The 25,888-nt window shown below is 35.6% G+C and carries 21 protein-coding genes; 9 read left to right on the top strand and 12 right to left on the bottom strand.

Annotation, left to right across the window (positions count from 1 at the left end):
• Nucleotide 1: 1 nt before the first annotated feature.
• From AC0KSB_RS09075 to AC0KSB_RS09055, 5 genes are all read left to right on the top strand, one after another.
• Complete coding sequence (locus AC0KSB_RS09075) at nt 2-2,353, top strand: DUF5050 domain-containing protein (RefSeq protein WP_472308463.1); 2,352 nt, start codon at nt 2-4, stop codon at nt 2,351-2,353.
• 18 nt (nt 2,354-2,371) lie between these two features.
• Entirely contained in the window at nt 2,372-3,556 is a 1,185-nt protein-coding gene (locus AC0KSB_RS09070; RefSeq protein WP_472308461.1) for a hypothetical protein, read from the top strand.
• 92 nt (nt 3,557-3,648) lie between these two features.
• Nucleotides 3,649-4,371 (top strand): DUF5058 family protein, encoded by a 723-nt coding sequence (locus AC0KSB_RS09065; protein ID WP_472308459.1) that lies wholly within the window; start codon nt 3,649-3,651, stop codon nt 4,369-4,371.
• Between the two features lie 23 nt (nt 4,372-4,394).
• Nucleotides 4,395-5,072, top strand: a complete 678-nt coding sequence (locus AC0KSB_RS09060; protein WP_472308457.1) for a hypothetical protein — start codon at nt 4,395-4,397, stop codon at nt 5,070-5,072.
• 27 nt (nt 5,073-5,099) lie between these two features.
• Nucleotides 5,100-6,485, top strand: coding sequence for a M20/M25/M40 family metallo-hydrolase (locus tag AC0KSB_RS09055; RefSeq protein WP_472308455.1), 1,386 nt, complete (start codon nt 5,100-5,102; stop codon nt 6,483-6,485).
• Between the two features lie 63 nt (nt 6,486-6,548).
• On the opposite strand, the gene AC0KSB_RS09050 is transcribed toward AC0KSB_RS09055, so the two are convergent.
• Genes AC0KSB_RS09050 through AC0KSB_RS09040 form a run of 3 tightly spaced genes read right to left on the bottom strand, consistent with a single transcriptional unit; the run spans nt 6,549 to nt 9,196 of the window.
• Complete coding sequence (locus AC0KSB_RS09050) at nt 6,549-7,346, bottom strand: ABC transporter permease (protein ID WP_472308453.1); 798 nt, start codon at nt 7,344-7,346, stop codon at nt 6,549-6,551.
• The gene (locus tag AC0KSB_RS09045) at nt 7,339-7,965 is read right to left on the bottom strand and encodes an ABC transporter ATP-binding protein (protein ID WP_472308451.1); all 627 of its coding nucleotides are present in this window, start codon (nt 7,963-7,965) and stop codon (nt 7,339-7,341) included. Before AC0KSB_RS09045 ends, AC0KSB_RS09050 begins: the two co-directional genes overlap by 8 nt.
• Nucleotides 7,958-9,196 carry an ROK family transcriptional regulator gene (locus AC0KSB_RS09040; protein ID WP_472308449.1) on the bottom strand — a complete coding sequence of 413 codons (1,239 nt, stop codon included), beginning with the start codon at nt 9,194-9,196 and terminating at the stop codon, nt 7,958-7,960. Before AC0KSB_RS09040 ends, AC0KSB_RS09045 begins: the two co-directional genes overlap by 8 nt.
• Before the next feature lie 235 nt (nt 9,197-9,431).
• Between AC0KSB_RS09040 and AC0KSB_RS09035 the strand changes: the two genes are divergently transcribed.
• The gene (locus tag AC0KSB_RS09035) at nt 9,432-11,873 is read left to right on the top strand and encodes a PfkB family carbohydrate kinase (RefSeq protein ID WP_472308447.1); all 2,442 of its coding nucleotides are present in this window, start codon (nt 9,432-9,434) and stop codon (nt 11,871-11,873) included.
• 77 nt (nt 11,874-11,950) lie between these two features.
• Here the strand turns inward: AC0KSB_RS09035 and AC0KSB_RS09030 are convergent, their stop codons facing one another.
• The 9 genes from AC0KSB_RS09030 to AC0KSB_RS08990 form a co-directional block, all read right to left on the bottom strand.
• Nucleotides 11,951-12,958 carry an ABC transporter permease gene (locus tag AC0KSB_RS09030; RefSeq protein WP_472308445.1) on the bottom strand — a complete coding sequence of 336 codons (1,008 nt, stop codon included), beginning with the start codon at nt 12,956-12,958 and terminating at the stop codon, nt 11,951-11,953.
• Between the two features lie 47 nt (nt 12,959-13,005).
• Entirely contained in the window at nt 13,006-14,475 is a 1,470-nt protein-coding gene (locus AC0KSB_RS09025) for a sugar ABC transporter ATP-binding protein (protein ID WP_472308769.1), read from the bottom strand.
• A 152-nt stretch (nt 14,476-14,627) separates the two neighbouring features.
• Entirely contained in the window at nt 14,628-15,635 is a 1,008-nt protein-coding gene (locus AC0KSB_RS09020; protein ID WP_472308443.1) for a substrate-binding domain-containing protein, read from the bottom strand.
• Between the two features lie 160 nt (nt 15,636-15,795).
• The gene (locus AC0KSB_RS09015; RefSeq protein WP_472308441.1) at nt 15,796-17,190 is read right to left on the bottom strand and encodes an extracellular solute-binding protein; all 1,395 of its coding nucleotides are present in this window, start codon (nt 17,188-17,190) and stop codon (nt 15,796-15,798) included.
• Nucleotides 17,177-17,866 (bottom strand): response regulator transcription factor, encoded by a 690-nt coding sequence (locus AC0KSB_RS09010; RefSeq protein ID WP_472308439.1) that lies wholly within the window; start codon nt 17,864-17,866, stop codon nt 17,177-17,179. Before AC0KSB_RS09010 ends, AC0KSB_RS09015 begins: the two co-directional genes overlap by 14 nt.
• Nucleotides 17,859-19,217, bottom strand: a complete 1,359-nt coding sequence (locus AC0KSB_RS09005; RefSeq protein ID WP_472308437.1) for a sensor histidine kinase — start codon at nt 19,215-19,217, stop codon at nt 17,859-17,861. The genes AC0KSB_RS09010 and AC0KSB_RS09005 overlap by 8 nt, the downstream gene beginning before the upstream one ends.
• Before the next feature lie 63 nt (nt 19,218-19,280).
• Nucleotides 19,281-20,735, bottom strand: a complete 1,455-nt coding sequence (locus tag AC0KSB_RS09000; RefSeq protein WP_472308435.1) for a sn-glycerol-1-phosphate dehydrogenase — start codon at nt 20,733-20,735, stop codon at nt 19,281-19,283.
• Between the two features lie 29 nt (nt 20,736-20,764).
• Nucleotides 20,765-21,430: an HAD family hydrolase gene (locus tag AC0KSB_RS08995; RefSeq protein ID WP_472308433.1), complete on the bottom strand. Its 666-nt coding sequence runs from the start codon at nt 21,428-21,430 to the stop codon at nt 20,765-20,767.
• A gap of 11 nt (nt 21,431-21,441) precedes the next feature.
• Complete coding sequence (locus AC0KSB_RS08990) at nt 21,442-21,705, bottom strand: hypothetical protein (protein ID WP_472308431.1); 264 nt, start codon at nt 21,703-21,705, stop codon at nt 21,442-21,444.
• 157 nt (nt 21,706-21,862) lie between these two features.
• Here AC0KSB_RS08990 and dnaA point away from each other — a divergent pair, with 157 nt between their 5' ends.
• The 3 genes from dnaA to recF all read left to right on the top strand — a co-directional run bounded on the left by dnaA (nt 21,863) and on the right by recF (nt 25,852).
• Nucleotides 21,863-23,215 carry a chromosomal replication initiator protein DnaA gene (dnaA, locus tag AC0KSB_RS08985; protein ID WP_472308429.1) on the top strand — a complete coding sequence of 451 codons (1,353 nt, stop codon included), beginning with the start codon at nt 21,863-21,865 and terminating at the stop codon, nt 23,213-23,215.
• A gap of 316 nt (nt 23,216-23,531) precedes the next feature.
• Nucleotides 23,532-24,635 carry a DNA polymerase III subunit beta gene (dnaN, locus tag AC0KSB_RS08980; RefSeq protein ID WP_472308427.1) on the top strand — a complete coding sequence of 368 codons (1,104 nt, stop codon included), beginning with the start codon at nt 23,532-23,534 and terminating at the stop codon, nt 24,633-24,635.
• A 2-nt stretch (nt 24,636-24,637) separates the two neighbouring features.
• Entirely contained in the window at nt 24,638-25,852 is a 1,215-nt protein-coding gene (gene recF, locus AC0KSB_RS08975) for a DNA replication/repair protein RecF (RefSeq protein WP_472308425.1), read from the top strand.
• The last annotated feature ends 36 nt before the right edge of the window (nt 25,853-25,888 follow it).

Genomic DNA, 25,888 nt, shown 5'->3' with positions numbered 1-25,888 from the left:
AATGGCACAAAACACTAAAAATATTACTAAAAAAACTACTAAATTTCCGGTAGAGCGTAAAATAATTCTGCTGATGGTTTTTGCTTTGCTGGCAGGCATGTTTTTTTCCATAGTTAGACTTGCTATTGTTGAAAAACCGGAAGAGGTTTCTTTCAAAGGAATTCTCAATTGGCTTTCTGGCAAAGCCGAAATGAAAGCTCTTGATTTGCCTGTAGATAAAGACGGCAATAATCTTTACGGTAATCTTCCAGAAAATATAGACAATGGCGGATTTTTTACAAGTCAGGGTGATCGCCTGTTTTTCTCTAATCTGGAGGATGACGGCAAATTGTATACTGCTAAAATAGGCCAAAAAGCATACGCTTTGACAGATTTTGCTGTTGCTAATCTAAATGTTTGCGGTGACAGGCTGTTTTTCACTGATCTGAGTGCTTGTCTTTTTGAACAGATAGATCTTGACACAAAATCAGATAATTTTGGTAAGCTGAAAGAAACTTATCTGATGAAAGCCGATAGTCCTTTAGCAGCGATCGAGCATGCTAATGAGAATGATGCCAATATCACTTTTGGTGGCAGCTTATATTGTGTTACCGGGATACTTTCACTAAATGAAAATTCTGATGATTTTGATGATATCGAAATTTTTAAGACTACTGATAATTTTCATTATAAAATGTATTTGATGCAAGGCGAATTAGTATCAGTTTGTATCAAAAATAATGCTTCTACCGGACTGGAAAAATTTGGCAAAGCTCAACTGTCCGCACAAAACATACCTGGGGAGAAAGTTTCGCTGTCAAACACTACTAATTCATATAAGTATTCATTTTCAGAGCTGGATTCTTCTTTTGTCGTTTTTAATCAGGAGGGAAATATTCAGGATATTGATTTATTAGATGATCCTGCCTCTAAAGTTATAGACATGAAAATTTATGATGAAATCGCCTATATTGAGGTAGAAACACAAGAAGGTAATATTTTTACAAACGCAAATAAAAGGATAATTGTTCGTTATGATTTAAAAGAAAATATAGTAAAAGATATTTTTGATGCTTATAATATGCAAAGTGACGGTGATAAACTTTATTTTATTGACAATACTGATCAAATCATCTACGAACATATACCCAATACCGATATCATGCGGCCTGTATCAAGAGCTAAATGTACCGGCACATTTCAATTAATTGACGGCAAAATTATTTATTATGAGTATGATGCCTCAGGAAATCCTGTAAGAATAGTATTGAGAAAAGAATATCGCAGTTCCGTAGACAATGATCCTCTTATAAATGATGCTCAACCTTCGGATAGTATGGGGGAATGGGATCTTTATAGTCAGAAATATGAGCAAATAAAAAACGATTATAAAATACGACAGAGAATTGGTGAAGACATTTATCAGTGGGATTTTTTTGATTATATCTGGGTTCTTGATGAAGAAGAAATTGAAGAGGAAGAGGAAAATTTTCGAGGAGTAGGAGGTGTCTGGATAAGCAGAAGATTGCCTATTCCTTATCCTTATCCTGATCCTAAGCGTAAACCTACGCCTAAAAAAATTACAAATATAGATGGAGATAATATACCTCCTTATAATGAAGGTCCAGGTAACTTACCAAATGACCCATCTAATGACTCACCAGACAATTCACCTATTGAAACCAAACCGGCAGGCGAAACTATTCCTCCGGATAATTCGGATAATTCTACTGATAATAAGGATATAAAAGGACTTATGCCATCAACTCCAGATCTTGCTCTAGAAGTTATTTTACATACTCTTCAGGGTTATGATTATGGCAGTAGTTTAATCAATAATTATTATTCATCTGAAAATTATGAAAAACTTCTTGACTATTATCCTGATGATGGAAGATTGCAAGTAGAAAGTGCTTTTGATGAGCACATTGGTATGTTAACTGAACTTACAGGCGATAGTGCTAACAGCAAAGACGTAGTAGATTCTATAACATTTAATATTTTGCTGGCAGATTTCTATATTGCAGACGTCGAGTATGACGATGATAATGATATTTTTGCTACAGTTAAAGTAATCTCTACTAAAAGAACTGATCTTGGTGCGCTTTTGGAATCAGGGATGGATCCTGAGACTCTCGTTATGGAAAAAATACGAGAGAATCCAGAATTACTTAATGAGCTGGCTACCTATACTGACGAGCAATTATATCTTTGGGCAGCCGAATTATTTATTGATTTGATGTACGATGCAGAAAGCAAAGGATTTGTTTCTACAGAAACGGTTGAGTATGAAGTAACAATGATGTGGGATTCTAAAGCTGGTTGGGTTGCAAAATCAATTTCTGAAGTTTTTGATATACTAGTCTGGCTTTAATTGTTGGGAGATACTATAATGATTTGTCAAAATTGTAATTACGAAAATAGTAACAATGCTTTGTTTTGTAATGGTTGTAAAAAACCTTTGTATAATGATCCAAGATTTTTATATGCTCCTCCGCCGGGGTTTATGTTTGACCAGGCAAGCGGACTTTTTTACCAACCTTCGATAGAGAAGGATCCACAAGGTAATTCCTATCAGGTTATAAACTGGTTTCACTCACCAAGTGGTCAATTCAAGCAAACAAGTCAACCTTTAACATATGATCCCAAATCAACCTTTTCTTCTTCAGCACCTGTTAACCCAGCCGTAGCTCCTACAGCTGATATAAATCATAATATTAACCCGGTCAATCCGGTCAATCCGGTCAATCCAGGTAGTCCAGGTAGTCCAGGTAGTCCAGGTAGTCCAGTTAATATGTCTGACAAATCTCAAATCGGGGCAGTTCCCGAAGGTAAGAAGCAAAACAAAAAAAATGCTGCAATTATAGCGGTCAGTGTAATTGTTCTGGCTTTGCTGGCCGGTCATTTGGTCGGTTTTTATAAGCTGCCGTTATTACCTGCTCTTGCAGATACTGCAGAGAAATCATCGTCAGAAAAAAACGAAAAAGAAACTTCGGAGATTATTTTGGCAACGCTCGATCTTGATAAAGTTTCAACTAACGATGACAATCAGGATGATAATTCAAAAGCAAATGATTCTGATAACGATTCTGATAACGACATAGAAGAATCAGAAGATAGCAAACCTGTTGAAACCAGCGAGAAAAAAGATACATCTGAAACTGTTTCCAGTGATATTGTAGTTGATTCACCGGTACCCCTAAAAATCATAGAAGGGGGTTTTCAAAATACTGTTTTGTCCTCAGAAATTTCAGGAGGTACAATTTGGATTGACTTTAACCCGGTAGATAGCAATTATCCTGAAATGAAAATCTGCCCGATAATAGTCTTTTATGCAAATTCAGCCAGTGCATTTTCTGGAGATGCCTTAAATGAATATGCTGACAGGATCAAAGAAGCGTCTTTTTATATAGATGATTATAACCTGTCGCTTAATTCCTGCAATGAACATCATGCTGTAGGTGCAGATGTTTTAGGGGATATAGGTAATATGCTCTATGCTTTAGTAGTGCGTTACAATGAATATTATGAAATCTATGATTATGCCGTGCTGGAAATAGATTTGAGAAATGCCTGAGATTTATTCTTTGCCTGACTGGTTTTTTGCCTCCTGTTAAATGATATAATACTTGCTTGTAAAGATTATAAATTCGACAGGGGGTTTTTATTTTGGATTTCTCCGATATTGCAAATTCTTCTTTTATGTATTTACTAGGTTTAATAGTTGCTGTTTTTATAACCTTTCTTTCCTTTTCTTTTTTATTCAAGGCTTGGCGTGCAGGTATAAAGAAGGGAATTGCTCCGGCCTTAATGTGGCGTGTGATTAGATCAAGTGTTGTTTTCACCGTTATCCCTTCTATCGCGATTTTACTTGGTTTGATAACTATGGCAGGAGGTCTTGGCGTGCCGCTTCCATGGATGCGTCTTTCTGTCATAGGTTCAGTTCAGTATGAACTTATCGCTGCAGATAGTGCAGCCAGAGCTTCGGGACTTCCAGAACTCCTTTTAAGTTATATGACTCCAGAAATATTTGCTTCAATAGTTATTGTTATGACTGTTTGCATTCTTGCCGGACCTCTGTTTAATCTCTTTTTCCTTAAAAGCTATCTGGGGAAAGTTAAGAATATGCAGCAAAAAGATAATACCTGGGGCAAACTGGTTGTAGCATCTTTGTTTATGGGTATGATCTGCACATTTCTTGGCAATCCGATAATCACAATCAGGCAGAGTCCTCGCGCTGGTTGGATAGCTTTGATTGTTATGATAATAGCTGCTATTGTCTATGCTTTCTGTGATTATATGGTTCGAAGCAAAAAGCAAAAATGGCTTGATGGCTTTGCTTTGCCGATCAGTATGATTTCAGGTATGATCGTTGCTGGGTTTATTGGTTGATGCAGAAAGGTTGGATGTTTTAAATGAAGGACAATAATCTAAAGAGCGCATATAGTGAGAGCATTCATTTTGTCGGTCGTTTATGGACCGGTCTTGCAATTATTCTTCTTCTGGCAATACCTGCTGCTTTTTGTGCTTATTATCAGGTTTGGCCAAATAGCGAAGCAATTATTGCCGGTCTTATAAGCGTTGCTGTTATATATATTCCCATAGGTGCTATTGAGGCAATAACTTTTGGACCTATTCTAGGAGGTGGAGCCTCCTATCTTGCCTTTATAACAGGAAATCTGACAAATCTCAAAATACCTTGTGCCATTAATGCTCTGGATCAGGCGAAAGTTGAACAGAACAGTGAAGAAGGGGAAATTCTTTCTACTTTATCTGTTGCTGCCTCTTCAATTACGACAAATCTTATTCTCATTCTAGGGGTTTTAATGTTGATCCCTCTTACCCCTGTTTTACAGTCACCTGTGCTTGCTCCGGCTTTTGCCAATGTTATACCCGCTTTGTTTGGAGCTTTAGGGTATATGTTTATTTCCCGTAATTGGAAATTATCAATTTTACCGCTGGCATTTATAATCATTCTTTTCTTGAGTCTGCCTGTTAATATAGCAAACAGTATAAGCGGCGGCCTCATACCTATAACTGTTCTTATTACAATTGCCGGCGCAAGATTTTTATATAAAAAGAAATTAATATAGAAAGCTTTTACTATTTAAGGGTGTATTATGAATTCTGAATTTAATAAAAAAGAAATTCCGGGAAGCAAAAAAATTTTTTCAGGAAAATCAGATGCTCAGAAAGAAAAAGAGATTGCTGAACATTTGTCTGCGATGATTGCCTGTCCAACTGTATCTTTGGAGAGTGGTGGAAAAGAAGAAGCATTCGTAGAATTATATGAGCTTTTGCAAAAAATCTATCCTTTAACACATAGCAGACTGCAGACATATAAAATTACAGGTTTTAGCAGGGTTCTCCGCTGGCAAGGGAAAAAAAGTTCCAAACCTGCTATCTTGATGGCACATCAGGATGTAGTTGAGGCGACCGGAAACTGGAAATATGATCCTTTTGCCGGAACTATTGCAGAAGGTTATGTTTGGGGGCGCGGTACGGTTGATGATAAAGGTTGCCTTTGTGCATTGCTGCAAGCCGTTGAAAACCTGCTCAAAGAGGATTTTGAACCGGAGCAGGATATCTATCTGGTTATGTCTCATAACGAAGAAATAATGGGCAATGGAGCACCTTTAATTGTCGAATGGATGAGGGAAAATGAGATCAGCCCGGCTTTTGTTCTTGATGAAGGAGGTGCTATTGTCGATAATGTACTGCCCTCTGTTGAAGGTCAAACCGCTATGATAGGAACATGTGAAAAAGGATATATAAATATCAGGTTTACTGCTCGGTCTCAAGGAGGACATGCAAGTACGCCTCCCAAAGTATCTCCTTTAGGCAGGTTAGCCAGGTTAATTGCTGAGATAGAAAACACTCCTCCATTTCCGGCCAGACTTAACACTGTCACACGTGAGCTTTTTTCCTGTCTGGCACCAAAAATGAAATCGCCTCTCAAAATTGTATTCGGCAATCTTTGGCTTTTCGCTCCTATTCTTCCGCTATTATTAAAAAAAAGTGGGGGAGAGGCAAGAGCAATGGTTATGACTACCTGCGCTTTTACAATGGCTCAAGGAAGCGGGGCAGCAAATGTTTTGCCGGAAACAGCTTCTGTGACAGCTAATTTGCGTGTAGCAGTTCATCAAACTACTGAAGAGGTTATAGCTAGTCTGGAAAAAATCGCAGCTAAACTTGACATTGATTGCGAAGTCCTTTATAAGCATAATCCCAGCCCAATTTCTTCTTTGAATAATGATCAAGCTTTATTTATGAAAGAGGCAATATCTGAAATTTTTGGTGATATTACTATTGCGCCCTATACTATGCTTGCCGCCAGTGATTCTCATCACTTCAATGACATTTGCCCCTCTGTTTATCGCTTCACGCCTTTTCACCTGACCAAAGAGTTGCGTTCAGGAATGCATGGGCTTGATGAAAAACTACCCGTTTCAGAACTCTGCCGGGCAGTTGATTTCTATGAAAAATTAATTGAAAAATACAGGTAGTTAGCAATTACAGGTATTTTGCATAGATATTTTAATCTTTATCTATTAATTGATGCGTTGCCGCTATTTATCACTCTTTCTTATTTCTAATAATTGAGCATATCGATTGAAAAATAATTTACTACCGATTACAAGAAAAGTAATAACAGTTAAAGCAAGACTGCCCATAATAGCCAACATGATGCCTATCTGATAACGGATTGCCGTTGTCGGCAAGGTACCGGAAAGAATCTGTCCGGTCATCATCCCCGGAAGCGAAATAATACCCATTCCCAGCATTGAATTTATTGTGGGCAAAAGTGCTGTGTCAAAAGCTTGATTGATAAGAGGTTTTGTCGCCTCTATTGGTGTTGCTCCAAGCATTAGGCTATTCTCAATAAAATCACGCTTATCTGACATGTCGCTATAAAGTCTATTGAGTGCCAATGTTATGCCAGTCATTGAATTACCGACAATCATGCCACTTATAGGTATAATATACTGCGGTTCATACCACGGATTGACCTGAACTACTGCGATTATAAATATAAGCACAGATATTAAACTACCGCCAAAAAGTGCTGCTGCAATTAGAATTTTCATTTTTGCAGAAATAATATAAGGAACTCTTTTAAAAATATTCCAGGTTGCAAAACCCAGCATGATCAAAAGCATAATCGAACTTAGCCACCAGCTGGGATTGTTAAAGACATAAAGCAGCCAGTATCCCATTAACATGAGCTGGATTGTCATTCTAATCGAAGCCAGTAGAATAAGTCTCTCACGGCGAATGCCACGCCAACGGACTATCAGAAGCAAAATTATAACAAAAACGTAGGCAATACCCAGCTGCCAGAAAGAAAGATTCATTACATCATTCACTAAGTATTCTGCCTCCTTCCATTTGAATAAGATGATCTGTATATTCCTCTACTTTATCAAAAGAATGTGTTACCATTATCAGTTGCTTTTTTCTTTCACGAATAAATTCGACAAGCCTTGACATTATTATTGCCTCATTATTGGGATCAAGAGCAGATCCTGGCTCATCCAGGAGATATACCTCCGAATCAAGCAGCAATACTCTCGCCAGACATAATCTTTGCTTTTCACCACCGGATAATTTCTTTACTTCTGCTGACAGATCAAGTTTTAACTGCATTTTAATCAACATTTCATTTAGCGCATCATCAGAAGGAGTCTCTCGATGCTGCATTTTAAAACCAATCAATAGATTATCTTTAACATTGCCTTCATAGATAACAGCGGTCTGAGGCAACATCGTAACTTGCCTGCGCAAGTTAATTGTATCTATATTCTGTAGATCTTCACCTTTATACTCAATAGTACCAGAATCAGGCACTTCCATTTTATTTAACATTCTCAGCAAAGTCGATTTACCACATCCAGAGGGGCCTGTTAAGCAAGTAATGGATCTGTCTATTTTCAGATGATCTATATTAAGAATTTTTTTGAAAATCAAATTCCGGATTTCAAACATTCTTGCCTCCCGGTTCCAGATCACCTCTGAAAACAGCCTGGAAGACCAGAGAAACAGAGCCCGCAAGAGGTGATCTTTCTCTGAATTTTGATATTCCTATATGTACCGATTTACCTCTTCTTTGAAAAATACCAGAATTGACATTTTTTTCAATTGTTGCAATTTCTTTTTCAACTAATACCGCACCTTCATGTCCCAGCAAAACTACATCAGGGTCTAAAGTATTAACAATATTTATTAATCCTATAGTTAAAGCTCTAATATATTCGTCCTGCCAGCTCTTTAATAAAACTTTGCTTTTTTGACTTTTTTTCACTAGAGCTTCCACAGAAGTTGTTTTTGTCGCCGAAAAAACTTTTGGTAAGCTTAAATAAGCTTCCAGACATCCTCTTTGCCCGCAATTGCATTTAGGGCCATCCATATTTATACTTATATGTCCTATTTCACCGGCATACCCTTCGCTGCCCTGAAAAATTCTACCATAAGCTATTATTCCTGCTCCAATACCATTTGAAAGTCCCAAATATATACAATGCTGTTGATCCCGAGCTGCTCCATACAGATGTTCCGCCCATGCTGCTGCATTCATATCATTATCCAACCATACAGGCATTTTGAATTGAACAGAAAGTAATGCTTTTATATCTATCATTTCTATGCCATAAAAATTGGGAGGATCAAGCAACAATCCCTTTTTTATATCAAGCGGACCAATTGAGCATAATCCTATACCCAGAATTTTCATGTTTTTCCAGCTTCTTTGCAGGTCATTTTTTATACTTTCTGTTATTTTTGCAAAAGTATAAATCAAAAGATTCTTGTTTTTTTCTGCGCCATACTCATCTGAAAGTTCTAGAGATTCCTTCCAGGTTTGATAAACATTCCCTGTTATATCAGCTATTACAGCCTGAACATTATCTCTTGATAAATATATACCTATGGCAGCAAATCTTTCTGGAACAATTTTCAAAAAAAGAGATTTTCTCCCGGCGGATCTACCTTCATCGATCGAATCTGATTCCGAAATTGCCGTCTCCGTTACCAATCCTTCTTCCAGCAATTCATTGACTATATTACTGATAGCCATTTTGCTAAGACCCAGATACCTGGTAAGATCCATTCGGGTAGCCTGTCCATTTATGGATAGATACCGAAAGATACCGGCTCTGTTTGAACTGCGTATATATTGAAGATTCTTTGCTTTTCGAGTTGTTCGTTCTGATTTTGTCATAGTAAACTTCCTTCACAATTATACAAAATGTCTTACTTAGTATTTTAGCAGAAAAGTTAGTAGTATAGATTTTAGATCAATCTATTTATTATCATAAATATCTCAGATTTAATTGTAGCATAAGCATAAACAGATATTTTCATATTTGTAAAAAGTGTTTACAAATATGACTGGTTTTGTTATTCTTTGTCTGGAGATATTTGTGTATTTAGATTTTTTGCAAGGAGTTATTATCGTGGTAAAGAAACCGGTTATTGTTATTTTTGGAGCAGGTAATATAGGCAGAGGTTTTATTGGTCAGATTTTTTCTCAGTCTGGTTATGATGTTATTTTTGTTGATGCGGCCGAAACTCTGGTAGCGAAATTAAATAAAGAAAGGTATTATCCTTTACAGCTTATTAGCAATGATACTGACACGACTTCTAAAATCGGTCCTGTTAGCGCGATAATGATCCAAAAACAAAAGGATGTTAATAAAGCTATCTTACAGGCTGATATTATCGCCACTGCTGTAGGAGTTCCTATTTTGCCTTTGATTGCCAAGCCACTTGCAGAAGCTTTCGCTAATAGGAAAAAAGAAGGTAATTATAAGGCTGTAGATATACTTGTTTGTGAAAATAAGATTGGAGCAGGGGATTATCTTAGATCATTAATAGCAGAACAGAATCCTGATCTTAAAATGATGCTCGAAAATAAAGTTGGTTTTGTTGAAACTTCTATCGGCAGAATGGTTCCTGTACTTTCAGAAAAGGACAAAAAAAATAATCCTCTTCTTATTCGCAGTGAGCCATATTCTGATCTGCCGGTTGATGCTGCCGGTTTTAAGGCAGAAATACCTCAGATAAAAAACATTATGGCTTTTACTCCTTTTCACTTTTATCATCAGAGAAAATTATACATTCATAATATGGGACATGCTTTGACTGCTTTTCTCGGCTATCTATCAGGTTATAGCACTATCGCACAGGCAATAGAAGATAAAAATATTCAGAAATCAGTTAGAACAGCGATGCAGCAGGTGGGCATGGCATTGTCAACGGAATATCTGATAGACTATGAACAGATTGATCTTCATATTGAGGATCTTATTAGCAGGTTTGGTAATCATAAACTGCAAGATACGGTTATCAGAGTAGGACGTGATCCTTTACGTAAATTAGCTGCAGATGACAGGCTGGCAGGGGCTTTGCATTATGTCCTAAAACATAATGGTAGACCTTCCGAAATAGCTTTAGGTATAGCTGCAGCAATTTGCTTTGATGCAGAAAATGATCCAACGGTGGAGCAAATGAAAGCCTGGCTTTCAAATTATGGCACGGAAGATTTTTTACAAAAGCATTGTGGTCTTAAGTCTTCGCCGATACTTGATTATTGGCGAACTCAAGTAATAGCACAAGTAAATTTAATTAAATCGGAGGGCAAAATGACTGAAAAAATTTTCCTGACAGATACTGAAAAGAATAAATCAGAGATATCCTTTGAATCATCTCCATCTGATTCAGCCTCGGAAGTAATTGTCGCAGGACACCTTTGTCTTGATCTGCTTCCGACCTTTGATCCAGAACATACAACATCTTTTTCCGAAATGTTTGTACCGGGAAGATTAAATCATGTCGGAGAATCTGTTCTGTCCAGCGGTGGTACTGTGTCGAATACAGGTATAGCGCTGAGACAATTAGGTTTTTCAACAGGATTAATGGCTAAAATTGGAGATGATCTTTTCGGACAAGGTTTACTTAAGGCGCTTGATAGTTTTAAATCAGGTCTGCAGTTAATTATAGATCCAGAAAGCAGTACATCTTATTCATACGTTATAGCACCGCCGGGAGTAGACCGTATGTTTTTGCATCATCCTGGTGCTAATGATACGTTCTGCAGTGATGATCTGGACTATGATCTTATTGCCAAATCAAAACTTTTCCATTTTGGATATCCTCCTTTGATGCGTAAAATGTATGAAGATAATGGTGTTGATCTATCGAAAATGTTTAGTCAGATTAAAGAAAGAGGAGTTACTACTTCTCTTGACATGGCCTACCCTGATCCTGATTCTGACGCCGGAAAAGCAGATTGGCTGCAGGTTATGCAAAAAACTTTACCATATACAGATATTTTTCTGCCCAGTATAGAAGAACTCGTATATATGTTAAATAGAAAACTTTTTGACAGTATAGTAGAGCAAAGCAGAGAGAGCGGTAAAAGTTTTATCTCTTTGTTTGATATGAGCATTTTACCTGATATGGCAGATAAAGTACTAGAGATGGGTTGTGCTGTTGTCATTATAAAAATGGGTTTTAAAGGATTGTATATGAAAACAGCAACTGCAGATAGATTGAATAAATGTGGCAAAGGCGGTCCGAAAACAATTAGTCAGTGGAGTGAAAAATCACTATTTGCACCTAGTTTTCTGGTGACAAAAATAGCATCGACTACAGGAGCTGGTGATGCCAGCATAGCAGGAGTTCTCTCCGGGATATTAAACGGGCAAAGTGCTGCAAGTTCATTACAGCTAGGTTGTGCAGCCGCCGCTCAAAAGATACAGATAAGACAGTCTTTCGGCGGTATAGACCATATTGACCAGTTGCTGATCAAAATTATGGATTGGCCGCATGAAGATGTAAAAGATATTCCTTCAAGCTGGCAATTTAATTCAAAAAACAGAATCTGGCTTGCCTGATCTATGAAAAACCAAAAAGCCCTATGTGTCATGATATAAAACACATAGGGCTTTTTTATTTGGTCTTTGTTTTTTAATTATGCCTTGCTGCTACGTTCTTTTTTGATATTATCGACATAAACGGCAATCAGAATTACAACACCTTTAACTATATATTGCCAGAAAGAATTAACATTAAGCAGATTCAAACCATTATTGAGAACGCCTATTACAAGACCACCAATAACTGTTCCGCCTATTTTACCAACACCACCACTCATACTGGTTCCACCAAGAACAACAGCCGCTATAGCGTCCATCTCAGCGCCGTCGCCTGCAGTAGGCTGTCCGGAAAACATACGTGATGCCAGAACAATACCTGCAACACCTGCCATCAAACCACTAAAAGCATAAGCAAAAAAGAGTACTCTTCCTGTTTTAATTCCAGAAAAGTTAGCAGCTTGTCTATTCCCGCCAACAGCATAAATATGTCTGCCTAGTTTGCTTCTATTCATTATAAAATAAGCAACTATCAGAATAACCACAAGATATATTACAGGGGTTGGTACCACTCCAACATAGCCTGCACCGATGAAATTGAAATTATCCGACATAACCCTGATCGGCTGTCCGCCTGTATAAACATATGCAGCCCCCCTGGCTATATTCATTGTAGAAAGAGTCACAATGAAAGGAGGTATGGTTGTCTTTGAAATAACAAGGCCATTAAATGAACCGACTGCCAGTCCGGTCAGCAAACCAGCTATTACAGCTACAGGAACTGATGTTTCGTTAAAAGCTATCAGTCCTCCTGTCACTACACCTGAAAAGGCGATAGTTGAACCTACAGAAAGGTCAATGCCTCCTAGAATTATGATCATTGTCATAGGCAGTGCAAGATATAAATTGGTTGACAACTGTCTTAATACATTCAAAAGATTTTTTGATGTTAAAAAAACATCGGTTCTAAGGGTTAACAGAACACATAAAAGCAAAAAGCCAATTAGTATTCCTAGATTCTCTCTTAAAAATTGCAGGATTGACAATAAAAATCTTACTACAATGTTTTTACGATTTCCTGCTTTTGTTACGCTAGCAGCTGACATATAATAAAACCTCCACTTATTTTATTAAAATTAAATACTCAGTATTGTTACATGGCAGAAGTAGCCAGATGCATTATTTTCTCCTGAGATAAATCATTACGATCCAGACATCCTGCGACTATACCATTACTCATAACAACCACGCGGTCACTCATATTTATTACTTCCGGCAATTCCGAAGATACCATAATAATAGAAACACCCTGTTTGGCTAGATCATTCATAATAGAATAAATCTCTGCTTTTGCTCCAACATCAACGCCTCTTGTCGGTTCGTCCAGGATCAAAATTTTAGGAGCTGTTGCCAGCCATCTGCCAATAACAACTTTTTGTTGATTCCCACCACTAAGATTACCCACAACCTGACGAAGACTTGGGGTCTTGATAGACATATCATCAACATATTTTTGGGCTATATCTATTTCTTTTTGAGAATTTACAAATACACCTTTGATAAAATGCTGAAGAACTTTGATAGTTGTGTTAAACTGAACACTTTGCTGTAAAAACAAAGCTTCCTCTTTGCGGCTTTCTGGTACTAAAGCTAAACCATTTTGCATAGCTATTTCCGGATTCTTAATCTCTTTTTTCTCATTATTGATTATAATTTCGCCAGATTCTATCGGATCTACCCCAAAAATACAGCGCATCACTTCACTTCTGCCTGCACCTACTAATCCGGCAAAGCCAAGTATTTCACCTTTTTTAAGATCAAAATTAATATTTTTGAGAAAATTACCACTATTAAGGTCTTTTACTTCCAAAATAGTTTCATCTGTTGCCGAATATGTTCTTGTATAATAATTGGTCAGAGATCTTCCAACCATCATGGATATCAATTCATTGTTATCTGTTTCGGCTGTTACTTTTGTTCCAACATATTCGCCGTCCCTCATTACCGTAACACGATCAGATATTGTATTTAATTCAGACATTCTATGAGAAATGTATATAATACCTACTCCTTCAGATTTTAATCTGCGGATAGTTTCGAAAAGATAATCTACTTCTTTTTCAGAAAGAGAGGATGTCGGCTCATCCATGACCAGTATTTTGGCATTTACGGAGATGGCCTTAATTATTTCTATCATCTGCTGATTTGCAGTGGTTAGATTACCAAGTTTGCTTGTTGCTTTTATATTCAGACCATATGAATCCAGTAGTTCCTGTGCCTGATCATTCATTTGTGTATAATCAATCATGCGTAAAGCGTTGATCGGTTCTCTTCCAAGAAAGATATTCTCTGCTACAGACATATAGGGCACCAGAACAAGTTCCTGATGAATAATACTGATTTTGTTTTTCTTAGCATCAGCAACATTGTTAATAATTACTTTTTTGCCCTCGATGTATATATCGCCCTGGTCTACATTATATATGCCTCCAAGAACTTTGATCAGAGTTGATTTACCTGCACCGTTTTCACCCAAAAGTGCATGCACCTCTCCGGCTTGTAACTCGAAATCAACATTTTTCAGAGCATATACACCTGGAAATTGTTTATGTATATTTTTCATTTGAAGAAGGACTTTACTCTCCAAAGATGCACCTACTTTCTTTTTATCTTTCAACACGGAAGCGTTCTATCCGGCAGCAGCCAGATAAAACGCCTCGGATGATAACTTACTTAGAAGATTTATCTGTAATTCTAAACCTTAGGTTTTAAGAATTACTGCCAGCCTTCTGTACCGTACTGTTCTACATTATCATTGTTGATGAGGAATGTAGGAACTGGTACTCTTTCTTCAAAAGCTTCTCCCTTAAGAACCTGGTAAGCAACGTCTACTGACATTTCACCAATTGATATTGGTGATTGAGCTCCTGAACCAGCAAACTGTCCGCCTGTTGCGATTTCAGCTTTTGCTTCAGGTGAACCGTCAACACCATAGATCAGAATGTCAGGAAGATTTGCAGCCTTACAAGCAGCAAGTGCTCCCAGAGCTGTAGGATCATTACCGCCCATGATGGCTATAATGTCAGGATTTGCCTGAAGAATATCTTCTGTAATTTCCAGTGAAGTCTGCAGATCGCCTCTTGCATCCTGCTGAGCAACGATTTCAAAACCAGCGCCATCGATTGCTTCCATGAATCCAGCAATACGGTCATTGATTGAATTCATTGTTGGAGAATCAAGAACAACAATTTTTCCGCCTTCTGGGAAACGTTCTACTAGATCAAGTCCACAAACATAACCAGCATTTTTATTGTCTGAACCAACATATGCAGTTACAAATTCCATGTCTTTAACTTCTGTATCAAAGTTGATTATGGGGATATCTTCTGCTTTTAATGATTCGAGAGCAGGACGTACGCCTTCCCAGTCAACAGGATTAAGGAATATAGCGTCTATACCCTGTGTAATCATATCTTCAATCTGATTGATCTGTTTTGCTACGTCCATAGCAGGATCAGTTGTGATCAGAATGTCACCATTTGCTTCTACCTTATCACGGATTGATTTTTCCAGAATAATGAAGAATGGGTTATTCATTGTCATACAGGTATAACCAAATGTATACTGCTGATCTCCACCATCTGCTGCGGTGGTTTCTTCTGAGTCGTCGGCTGCGGTGGTTTCTGCAGGAGCAGTTGTTGTAGTGGTATCAGATGAACCTCCACAAGCTGCGAGAGAAACCAGCATAATCATAGCAAGAATAAGAGCTACTAGCTTTTTCATTTTTTTTCCTCCTTCAAAAAATCAAACTAATGTTACTGTCGTAAATTATGCTTTAAAAAAAGAGGTAAGTTAATTGTCTGTTGTCACTTATTCTTTATGACATTTATCACTTTTTATAGTTACATTTATGACATATATTGTTCACATTTGTAACAAATCCCTATTCCTCCAAAACTGCGCTAAGATCTTTTTTCAAAATTTTAATATTGTCTTCTATATCCAAATCACCAGCAATAATAGTGAAAATATGCTGATCCATAAGATTTTTAAGTGTTGAATATTTTTTGAAATGAGGATCCAGATATGACTGTTCTATTATCTCTGCTATAAGTTCAGCATTAACAAATTTATTTTCCAGAACTTCTGGGTGATCCGATTGATAAATGTTATCAACTACAGGTTTCAATGCCGGTAAAGCATATGTTTCCTGCCAAATCAATTCCTGTGCCTGCGGGTTATTAGTCATATACTGTACAAACTCAAAAGCCATGTCTTTATTTTTTGATCGTGAACTTATTCCCAGCTGTACTGTGAACAGTTTTGAAGATCTTTGACCATGAGGGCCTTCAGGAACAGGTATAGCTTCCCATTCAAAATTCTCATATTTTAGTATTCTATATGGGTATGTACCGTATGCGCGATATTCCGGCAAATTAAACATCTTAAAAGCTACCTGCCCTCGATCAAACATAGATTCTTTTATTACTATGCCCTGATTTAATTGATGAAGATTTTTCATATATTCTATTACTTCAATAAGTCTGTCATCCTTAAAAGCGATTCTGCTGCCGTCATAAGGAAAAAGTCTTTTATCATTTGTATAGAAAGCATTTTCCCAACTATAATTATAAACGCCAAATTGATCTGGTCTGCCATCTCCGTTAAGATCCTTGGTTACTTTTTTGCAAACATCATAGAATTTTTCCCATGTCCAGTTTTCTTCATCAATCTGTATATTTTCCTGCTCAAGTAAGGTTTTATTTGCCACCATAAAGGTAGGTGCAACTACAAAAGGCAAGGTATACTGCTTACCATAGTACTGTCCGGCTTCTAAAGCCCGCTGGTAAAAATCCTCTTTTCTAAAAGTTTCAGATTGGTTAATATAGGGATTTAAATCCTCAAAAAGCCCAATAAATGAATATGTACTGAAATCTTCCTCAAGCACAAGAAAAACATCTGCTTCTTTACCTAACAATACATTCTGTGCCAGCCATTCTGAATAATTTTGAATCATCTGTCCACTGCGGAATTTTATTTTAACATTTTTATCTGCATATTCTTCTTCGAACATTTCTGCAATTATATCGTAAATTTTATATGCATTTTTTTGTGGTACATTCCAGCTTGTTCCAGAATACAAGGCTACTTCTATGGTTATTTCCTGAAAACGATTATGTCTATCATATCCAATAATAGCCAGCAACAAAGTTAAGCTGGCAATTATTATCAAAGAAGTTATTATTTTTCGTATCTTACTATTCTTCGAAAAAAAAGCAAAATAAAAAAACACTTCTTTTTTTATTTCTTTTTTCCCATCTTCATTAGTCGCTATCATGATCTGTTTCCTTCAGCATCAAACTTGACTGCAAAGCAAAAATCTCAATTTGTGTACGATCACGAAGATCTAGTTTTTTCAAAATCATACTTATATAGTTACGAACTGTCCCTTCACTAAAATTAAGTATTTTTGTTATTTCTTTATTAGACAGACCTCTGCCAATAAGCTGTATTATTTTTATTTCATTTTTGCTTAGTTCATTTATATTTAATTCATCCTTTTGCGCTGTTTGTGATACAGGCATCGTTTTTGCCAATTTGCCAAACATCGAAAAAACTTTTTTTGCTATATCTGGGTCTACTGATACTCCGTGATTATGAACAGTTTCAATTGCTTTTACAAGATCGCCTTTTGTTGTTCCTTTGAGCATAAAACCATCTGCACCATTTTTAAGAGCATCATATATATACTCATCATCATCAAAAGTTGTCAAAACAATTATTTTCATATTTTTATATTTTTCTTTGATTATTTTTATACATTCTATTCCATTTATTTCCGGCATCCTTATATCCATGAGAATTACATCAGGTTTAAATTCATTTGCCATTTGGATAGCTTCTTTCCCATTAGATGCTGACCCACAGACATTTATTTCGGGCTGGGCTTCCATTATTAATGTCAGACTTTCTCTGAACAACTCCTGGTCATCTACTATTAACAAGTTAATCATATGCTTTCCCCCATCTTACCGGCATTTGTGCCTGCATGGTAAATCCTTGATCTTTGCTGGTATCAAACTGAACTGATCCGCCAAGCAATTTTATTCTTTCTTCTATATGTGTTAAACCAAAACCTTTTTCTACCATGTCACAACCTTTACCATTATCTGTTATTAGAAGATTTAAATCATAATATTTAAAATTAAGGTTTATATCAATATGGCTGGCCTGCCCATGCCTGATCGAATTAGTAATGCTCTCTTGAATTATTCTGTATATTGTCTGCTCTTCGTCGTCTTGCATATTCATGATGCTGCCTTCGATTTTTAAATCTATTTTAACGTCGGACATACTGCTTATATCCTCTATTAACTTTTCGATTGCCGGCACAAGTGCATATTTCTCTATAGTGTCTATCTTTAATTCACGTACAGATCTTCTTACGTCAACCAAACCTTTTCGTGCCACATCTCTTATTTTTCTCATTTGTTTTTTTGCTATATCGGTATCAATACTAAGTAATGCCATACTAGCTTCTATACCTGTAGTTATACTTGTAAGAGAATGTCCCAGAATATCATGTATTTCCCTTGCCAGTCTATTTCTTTCTTTTATTTTTGCCATGGCTATTGATTCTTTTGTAAAAATCTCCAGTTTATCGTTTGCTATTTTTAACTCTTCTACTTTTTCCTGTAAAATACTGTTTAGTTTTATATATTCTTTATTTTCTTTTATTTTTGATTGAATTAGCAAAGAGAAGAAGAGGATGAAAAATATCTGATTAACAGATTCTAATAAGTTTTTTATAGCATACATTGATATTCTGGTTCCCTCAGAATAATAGTTAAGGTAGTCTTGTAAGGAAACAACGTTCATTCTGACAGTTAACAGATCATAATCCATCATAATAAAAACTGCCAAAGTAAATACCAATAGGGAGACTCTCATACTAATAGTACTTACATATAAAAAAATACTGGCTATTACAAGCAAATATAATCCTTTATAACTAAAATTTAGATAATAGGTTATGAGACTGCACAGAATAATATCAAAAATATATAATGTCATCAGCATCCACTGTTTCTGATAATTTATTAAAATATTTCTGGCGATATGTGTCAGTATCATAAGAGCAAAAAAAGAAAAAGCATATGTTGGTATTTGCCATGGTATTGTAGGCAGATATTTTGCTGTTTCCAGAAAACTTCTTGCTTCATAATCTCTGCAAATTTCATGTGTTGTTATATACATGGTAAAAGAAAGAAATCCTATCATGGCAAAATTAATAAGAAACATCATTAAATACAGCCACTGCAATCTGGATTGTTTTATTCTAAGACTATCAGATATTGCTTCCATTTAACTCTTTCTCCATTAATTGTTCTCCAAATTTTGCCTTTTCTACTTATTTTTCACCTTGTATTAATAAATTTTACCTTCCGGTAAGCCATTTGCTATTTCTTCTGCCAAATCATATAGCCATCCGAATCTCTCGGCTAAGCGTAAAGTTGTAAATTTGGGTCTCACTTCCTTACCATAAGCAATAGCATCAAAAGTGTCTTGTCTACTGTATCCTAATTGATCAGGTCTGACAGGTCCTCCCATTGCCATAATTTTGTCACGGGCATAAGGCAATAAAGTTTTGAATCTATGGATATAATTATATCCATATAATTCCATTGCTTTTTCTATTTGCCTTTTCTGATAATCCCATTCTTTCCCCTGAGGAGGATATGCAGTGTTTTTTGCAATCGCCTGATCTGCAAGAGGTCCATATACTCTTTTTACTTCTTTTTCCCATAAATCAGCAGCTAAATGTGGTCTTTGAGCAGGAAGAGAATCATTTTCAAACAGACGCAAATACATTGTCATTCCTATCAATGTCCCTATTCCTACTTTGTCACCATGCAGACTGCCTTGCTTATGCTGTTGAATATCTCTCATTTCCAACAAATGTGATATATGATGATCTGATCCTGATGCAGGTCTTGATGTGCCCATCATCTGCATAGCAATACCTGTTAATGACAATGTATCCATTAGATTTATACAGGCTCTGCCTCTGGCTGCAAAATCTATTTCTCTTTTTACTTCTGATTTGTCTTTTATATCTTTTACTACCAAAGCATCGGCAAGATCCAGACAAGACTGTACTGCTCTATCGACAATGGCTGCAATTAAAGGACAATATGGTTCATCTTCTGCAACAAAAGCAAGTCGCCAGTCTATCAAAGCTATTATTTTTGCCAAAACATCGCCAAAACCTGCAGCAGTCATCTTTTCCGGTGCTTTTGCCAAAACCTCAGCATCATAAAATATGCCTCTTGGTGCTACTCCTGGATATGTTGTTTTAAAACCCTTATCAAGCAAAGGTGTTGTACCTGAAGCAAAACCATCAACAGATGCCGCTGTCGCATACGATATAAAAGGAATTCCTGTTGCATAAGAATTGTACCTTGTTATGTCTGTTATTGTACCACTGCCGCAGGAAACCATAAAATCCGGCTTATCTGAGAGAGCCATTAACAAACTTCCCAGTGAATGTTCATCTGCATGCAAATCTGCTCTTTCAAAAATTACCGTTTTAGGACTATATTTTTCCAGAGAATTAACAATTTTACTACCCGCTGCTCTTTGCGTATTTGTATCCATTACAATTACACATTTTCCGGAAAGACTAAGATCTGGCAAATATTCATTTATTTTTTCCGCCATATTATCTGACTCTGTCATCATCTGTGTACTTATACTATGAATCTGACCACAAGCTGGACATTTCATACTTTTACCAAGCAGTTTTTTTACGGAATTTAAATCTGCCTGATCATGCCAGTATTCAGGATTTTGTTTATCAGAAAAGTAATCAACCTTGCTCATTTTTACCCCCTTTTTTCGTAAACCTTATTTTAATGTATAAACCTAAGTTCTTTCAATAGTGCTAATAATTGCTCTCCACCAAATGAAACAAAGGAATTTATACCTAATTCCTTAGCAGCTTCTATATTTTCTTCCTTATCATCTATATAATATATGTTTTGCGGATTAACATTAATATCAGCCAGCATTGATTTATATATTTTTATGTCTGGCTTCATATATCCCATTTCATAAGAAAGATAGGCTTTTTCAAAATACTGTCCCAATTTCAACTCATCTCTACAATATAACCAATGCTTTTCACTTGTATTTGATAAAATCATAAGGCGGTATTTAGATTTAAGAATACTTAAAATATGATGTGTTTCTTCAAAAACATCTCCTATTATCTCTATAAAATATTTATTAAATTTTTTGTAGTCTATATTATTTAATCCCATTTGCTGAACTGCTTTTTCATAAAACAGATAAAAATCATTTATTTTACCTGTTTCAAGTTCATAAACAGCCATACAATCCGACCATCTTTGCTGACAAATATCAGATTCAACCATATTACTGTTTTCTTGCCACAACAAATCTACACTATTTAATCTAACCAGAATATTTCCAAGATCAAATAGTAAAACTTTTTTTTCTTCTACAACATTATTTTTAGTGGAATACAAATCTTTTTCAATTATCTTCGAATTCATATTTTACCTTTTTATTCAGATTGTTTATGAGTCCATAACAGTGTAAAAAGAACAAATAGCATTATTACAGGCACAGCTATATTTATAAAGAAATACAAAATAGCTATTCTACTGAATATATTTTGGTTTAATATATAAAATACAATTCCTGACAAAACTGCTATAATCCAGTGTCTGAGCAGAAGATCACCGTTGTTATGGCTCATTCTCCAGAATAACAGCAAAACTATCGCTCCAAAACAGATCGAATTTATGGCAAAAAACATATAATCCATATATTTGACCTCCTGACATTTACTTTTCGAGTATATCACAAACAAGGCTCATTATTGTTCTTAAAATAGATTAGTATTATATTTTAAGCTATTCTAACTATTGCCGCTTTCTGATAATATATAGGGTAGCTTTTATATTAATAGGATGGTGTAATCAATGATGCAACCTGATGCTGTAGCAGTTTGGCAGCGAGCTTTAAAATTACTGGAGAATGAGATTTCCGAGATCAGCCTTAACACCTGGATAGAACCCATGGAGGCTATTTCTGCCGATAATGGTGTTTTTGTTCTGTCTGTCCCTAATGATTTTCATAAAGGGTTTGTTGATCAGTATATTCCTTTGATAAAAAATACTATCAAAGTTGCAACATCTACTGATTATGATGTGGAAATAATGGTGGGTAAGCCTGATCCTGTTTCATTACCGGATATACCTATGGAGCCATGCAATCCAGAAAATAACAATGGTTCAGAAAGAACAACTAATCAAAGCAGACTAAATCCTCAATACACTTTTGATTCTTTCGTTGTCGGCAGTGGTAATAGGTATGCACATGCTGCCTGTGTTGGTATTGCCACAACTGAAGGTGGACGTAATTATAATCCTTTATTCTTATATGGCGGTTCAGGTCTTGGTAAAACTCACTTGATGCATGCCATAGGTAATCATATAGTTGAATCTTTTCCTAACAAAAAGATTCTTTATGTTCAATGCGAACAATTTGTTAATGAATTCATTTATACAATTAAGGAAAATAAATATGATGATTTCCGGAGTAAGTATCGTAATGCAGACATGCTTCTGATTGATGATATACAATTTATTGAAGGTAAAGAACAAATGCAGATAGAATTTTTCCATACCTTCAATACTTTATATGAGTCTGGCAAAAATATCATTATGACTTGTGATAAACCACCACAAAGTCTTGCTTCTCTTGAGGAAAGACTTAGAACGAGATTCTCAAGTGGTCTTACTATAGATATTACCCCTCCTGATTATGAAACAAGAGTTGCTATTTTGCGAAGAAGAGCACAATTAAGTAATACGATTGTTCCTGATGAAGTTTATGATTATATTGCAACAAACATAGCTTCCAATATAAGAGAATTGGAAGGAGCTTTTAATACTGTTTTATGCTATGCAGCTCTTGCTGGTAATATTACAATAGAAATAGCTAAAGAAGCTCTTAAAGATCAGATTCAACCTACTACAGTTAAAAAGGTTACCTGTTCTGTAGTTATGGATGTTGTTTCAAGATATTATCATGTCAGTGTGGAAGATCTTAAATCAAATAGACGAAACAAGGAAATAACAAATCCAAGGCAAATAGCTATGTATTTGTGCCGTAACATGCTCAATATGACCTTGCCGCAAATAGGACAGGAATTTGGTAATAGAGATCATACTACGGTGATGCATGCCTGTAACAAGATTACTGATGATCTAGAAAAAAGACCTGAAGTTGCAAGAGCATTGGAAGATATAAAAAAGAGACTTGCTGTATAATTTTTATGTAGTCTTTTTTGTAATAACGAACATTTGAACAGTTATCCACATACTAAATGTGTATATGTGGATAAAAGCCAGTGGAAAGGGATGTGGATTAGCTTGGGATAAAAGTTGTAGGGGATAAGCTGTATATAAAGCTGCTTTTTATCCATAGATATGTTAACACTTTTTCAACAGCATAAATTCACTGTTTTAAGGGCTCTACGCACTTATTAACATAATCAACAGCCTATAAGAAGAACACGAAGAAATATCATCCAGGATGATATAAACAGGACAAAAGATATAAACAGTAAATTGGGAGGAAAACCAGATGAAAGTTATTTGCTCCAGAGAACGCTTAATGGAAAGCATTAGTATTGTACAAAAAGCAGTTGCTACCAGGTCAACAATACCTGTTCTTGATGGTATTTTGATTGAAGCTGATCAGAATATTAAACTTACAGGTTATGATCTTGAAACAGGGATAGAATGTCTTATTGAAGCAGATGTTCCTGAATCAGGAAGTCTGGTTGTTAATTCACGTATGTTTGGAGATATTATACGCAAAATGCCTGAAGATGTTGTTACTATTGAATCAGGTGATAATTTATCTATAAAAATAGAATGTGGTAATGCACATTTTTCTATAAAAGGACAGGCTGCAGATGATTATCCTAAAATTCCTGTTGTAGACGATGAACAGCAACTTAAAATGAAACAACATATGCTTAAGGATATGATAAGGCAGACTATTTTTGCAGTAAGTACAGATGAAAACAGGCAAACTCTTAACGGTGTCTATTTTAAGAGTGAAGGTAAGTTTATTGAAATGGTTTCAATAGATGGTTTTAGATTAGCATTGAGAAAAAATGAATTTGAGGAAGATTTGCCAGATGTTAATTTTATTGTTCCAGGTAAAGCTCTTGCTGAAGTAGGGAGAATTCTTTCAAGTACTCAGGAAGATTTTGTAGATATATATACTTCTAGAAACCATATAATGTTCAATACAGGTAAGGTTAAGCTTGTAGCTCGTTTAATTCAAGGTGAATATATGAATTACCGCAGTATTTTGCCTCAAACAGCAGAGACAACTATTACCATTTCTCCACAGGCTATGATGTCTGCTGTAGAGAGAGCTTCTTTGGTTATAACATCTGAAGATAGAAGATATCCTGTTAGACTTACTACAACAGATGAAGATAATTTAATAGTTAGTGCCAGTACTGAAATAGGTACTTTGAGAGAGGAATTGCAAGTTTCTGTTCAAGGAAATAAAATTGATATTGATTTTAATCCCAGATATTTTATGGATGCTTTAAAGGTTATTGATGAAGATGAAATAGCTATTATTTTTAATGGAAATATGGGTCCTTGCGTTTTGAAACCTCTTGATAGTGATGAATTCTCTTATCTGGTATTGCCTTTGCGCCGCTGATTATGCAAATAGAGAATATAAAACTTGAAAAATTTAGAAATTATGATGATCAGTCCATTAAAGTAGAAAGTGGAATAAATGTTTTTTTTGGCGATAATGCTCAGGGAAAAACAAATATTCTTGAAGCAATTTATCTTTGTGCATGTGCCAGATCTCATAGAACAAGTAAAGATACTGATTTGATTTTTAATGGATCAGATCAGTATCTTGTTACTATTGATTATATAAATGATAATGGAAGTAAAGATACTCTTTCTATTCAATATTTAGATTCTGTATCAGGTGATTCTAAAAGATCAAAAGCAGTAAGGCATATTTTCCATAATGGCTTAAAAGTTGAGCGTATAAGTGATTTGATGGGTCTTTTTCATGCTGTTATTTTTGCACCTGAAGATTTAATGCTGGTAAAGGAAGGACCTTCTACAAGAAGAAGATTTATAGATTTGTTAATATCTCAATTAAGGCCATCTTATTTTAAAAATCTGCAATTATATTCGAGACTGCTTGCTCAAAGAAATAGATTATTAAAGGAATTAAAATCAAGTAATAATAAAATAAAAGAAAATGATCCAATGATGATCCAATTAGAGGTATGGACTTCTTCTTTATGTGAGACAGCCGCCTCTATAATAAAAAGTAGATTTGAATTTATAGAAAGAATAAGCATACAAGCTGAAAAATCACTTTTTCAAATCTCTTCCGGAAAAGAGAAGTTAATTGTAAAATATAAAACATTAAATGGTTTATCCATTGATATGAGCAAAAAAGACGTATCTGATAAATTGTACTATAAACTAAAAAGTATAGTTTACGATGATATTAATAGAGGTAATACAAGTTATGGGCCTCATAGAGATGATTTGGAATTATGGTTGAATGGTGAGCCGCTTAAACCTTATGCTTCACAAGGTCAACAAAGATCAGTAGTTCTTTCATTAAAAATGTCTGAACTTAATATAATTAAAGAGGATATTAATGAATATCCAGTGCTTCTTTTAGATGATGTTATGTCTGAGCTTGATATTAACAGAAGAGGTTGCCTTCTTGCAGGAATATCTGAAGCTCAGGTTTTTGTAACTTGTACTGAAGCAGAACATGTAGTTCAGGAAATGGAACTTGCTTGTAAAATAAATGATGAAAATTGTAAAGAAGATAAATCAGAACGTCTTTATTCCTTTTATAAGGTTGAATCAGGTAATGTTTATCCAACTGAGTAAAGTCGATAATAGTATAGATTTATGTTATAATTTGTT

This window comes from Ercella succinigenes, from assembly GCF_900002895.1.
The sequence above is the reverse complement of the archived record's forward strand: the minus strand, read 5'-3'. Positions and strand labels throughout refer to the sequence as shown.

Bases quoted from the DNA above. Each gene is read 5' to 3' on its own strand.
- AC0KSB_RS09075 (WP_472308463.1), top strand. From the start codon at position 2: ATGGCACAAAACACTAAAAATATTACTAAAAAAACTACTAAATTTCCG.
- AC0KSB_RS09070 (WP_472308461.1), top strand. From the start codon at position 2,372: ATGATTTGTCAAAATTGTAATTACGAAAATAGTAACAATGCTTTGTTT.
- AC0KSB_RS09060 (WP_472308457.1), top strand. From the start codon at position 4,395: ATGAAGGACAATAATCTAAAGAGCGCATATAGTGAGAGCATTCATTTT.
- AC0KSB_RS09055 (WP_472308455.1), top strand. From the start codon at position 5,100: ATGAATTCTGAATTTAATAAAAAAGAAATTCCGGGAAGCAAAAAAATT.
- AC0KSB_RS09045 (WP_472308451.1), bottom strand. From the start codon at position 7,965: ATGTTTGAAATCCGGAATTTGATTTTCAAAAAAATTCTTAATATAGAT.
- AC0KSB_RS09040 (WP_472308449.1), bottom strand. From the start codon at position 9,196: ATGACAAAATCAGAACGAACAACTCGAAAAGCAAAGAATCTTCAATAT.
- AC0KSB_RS09030 (WP_472308445.1), bottom strand. From the start codon at position 12,958: ATGTCAGCTGCTAGCGTAACAAAAGCAGGAAATCGTAAAAACATTGTA.
- AC0KSB_RS09025 (WP_472308769.1), bottom strand. From the start codon at position 14,475: ATGAAAAATATACATAAACAATTTCCAGGTGTATATGCTCTGAAAAAT.
- AC0KSB_RS09020 (WP_472308443.1), bottom strand. From the start codon at position 15,635: ATGAAAAAGCTAGTAGCTCTTATTCTTGCTATGATTATGCTGGTTTCT.
- AC0KSB_RS09015 (WP_472308441.1), bottom strand. From the start codon at position 17,190: ATGATAGCGACTAATGAAGATGGGAAAAAAGAAATAAAAAAAGAAGTG.
- AC0KSB_RS09010 (WP_472308439.1), bottom strand. From the start codon at position 17,866: ATGATTAACTTGTTAATAGTAGATGACCAGGAGTTGTTCAGAGAAAGT.
- AC0KSB_RS09005 (WP_472308437.1), bottom strand. From the start codon at position 19,217: ATGGAAGCAATATCTGATAGTCTTAGAATAAAACAATCCAGATTGCAG.
- AC0KSB_RS09000 (WP_472308435.1), bottom strand. From the start codon at position 20,735: ATGAGCAAGGTTGATTACTTTTCTGATAAACAAAATCCTGAATACTGG.
- AC0KSB_RS08995 (WP_472308433.1), bottom strand. From the start codon at position 21,430: ATGAATTCGAAGATAATTGAAAAAGATTTGTATTCCACTAAAAATAAT.
- AC0KSB_RS08990 (WP_472308431.1), bottom strand. From the start codon at position 21,705: ATGGATTATATGTTTTTTGCCATAAATTCGATCTGTTTTGGAGCGATA.
- dnaA (WP_472308429.1), top strand. From the start codon at position 21,863: ATGATGCAACCTGATGCTGTAGCAGTTTGGCAGCGAGCTTTAAAATTA.
- dnaN (WP_472308427.1), top strand. From the start codon at position 23,532: ATGAAAGTTATTTGCTCCAGAGAACGCTTAATGGAAAGCATTAGTATT.
- recF (WP_472308425.1), top strand. From the start codon at position 24,638: ATGCAAATAGAGAATATAAAACTTGAAAAATTTAGAAATTATGATGAT.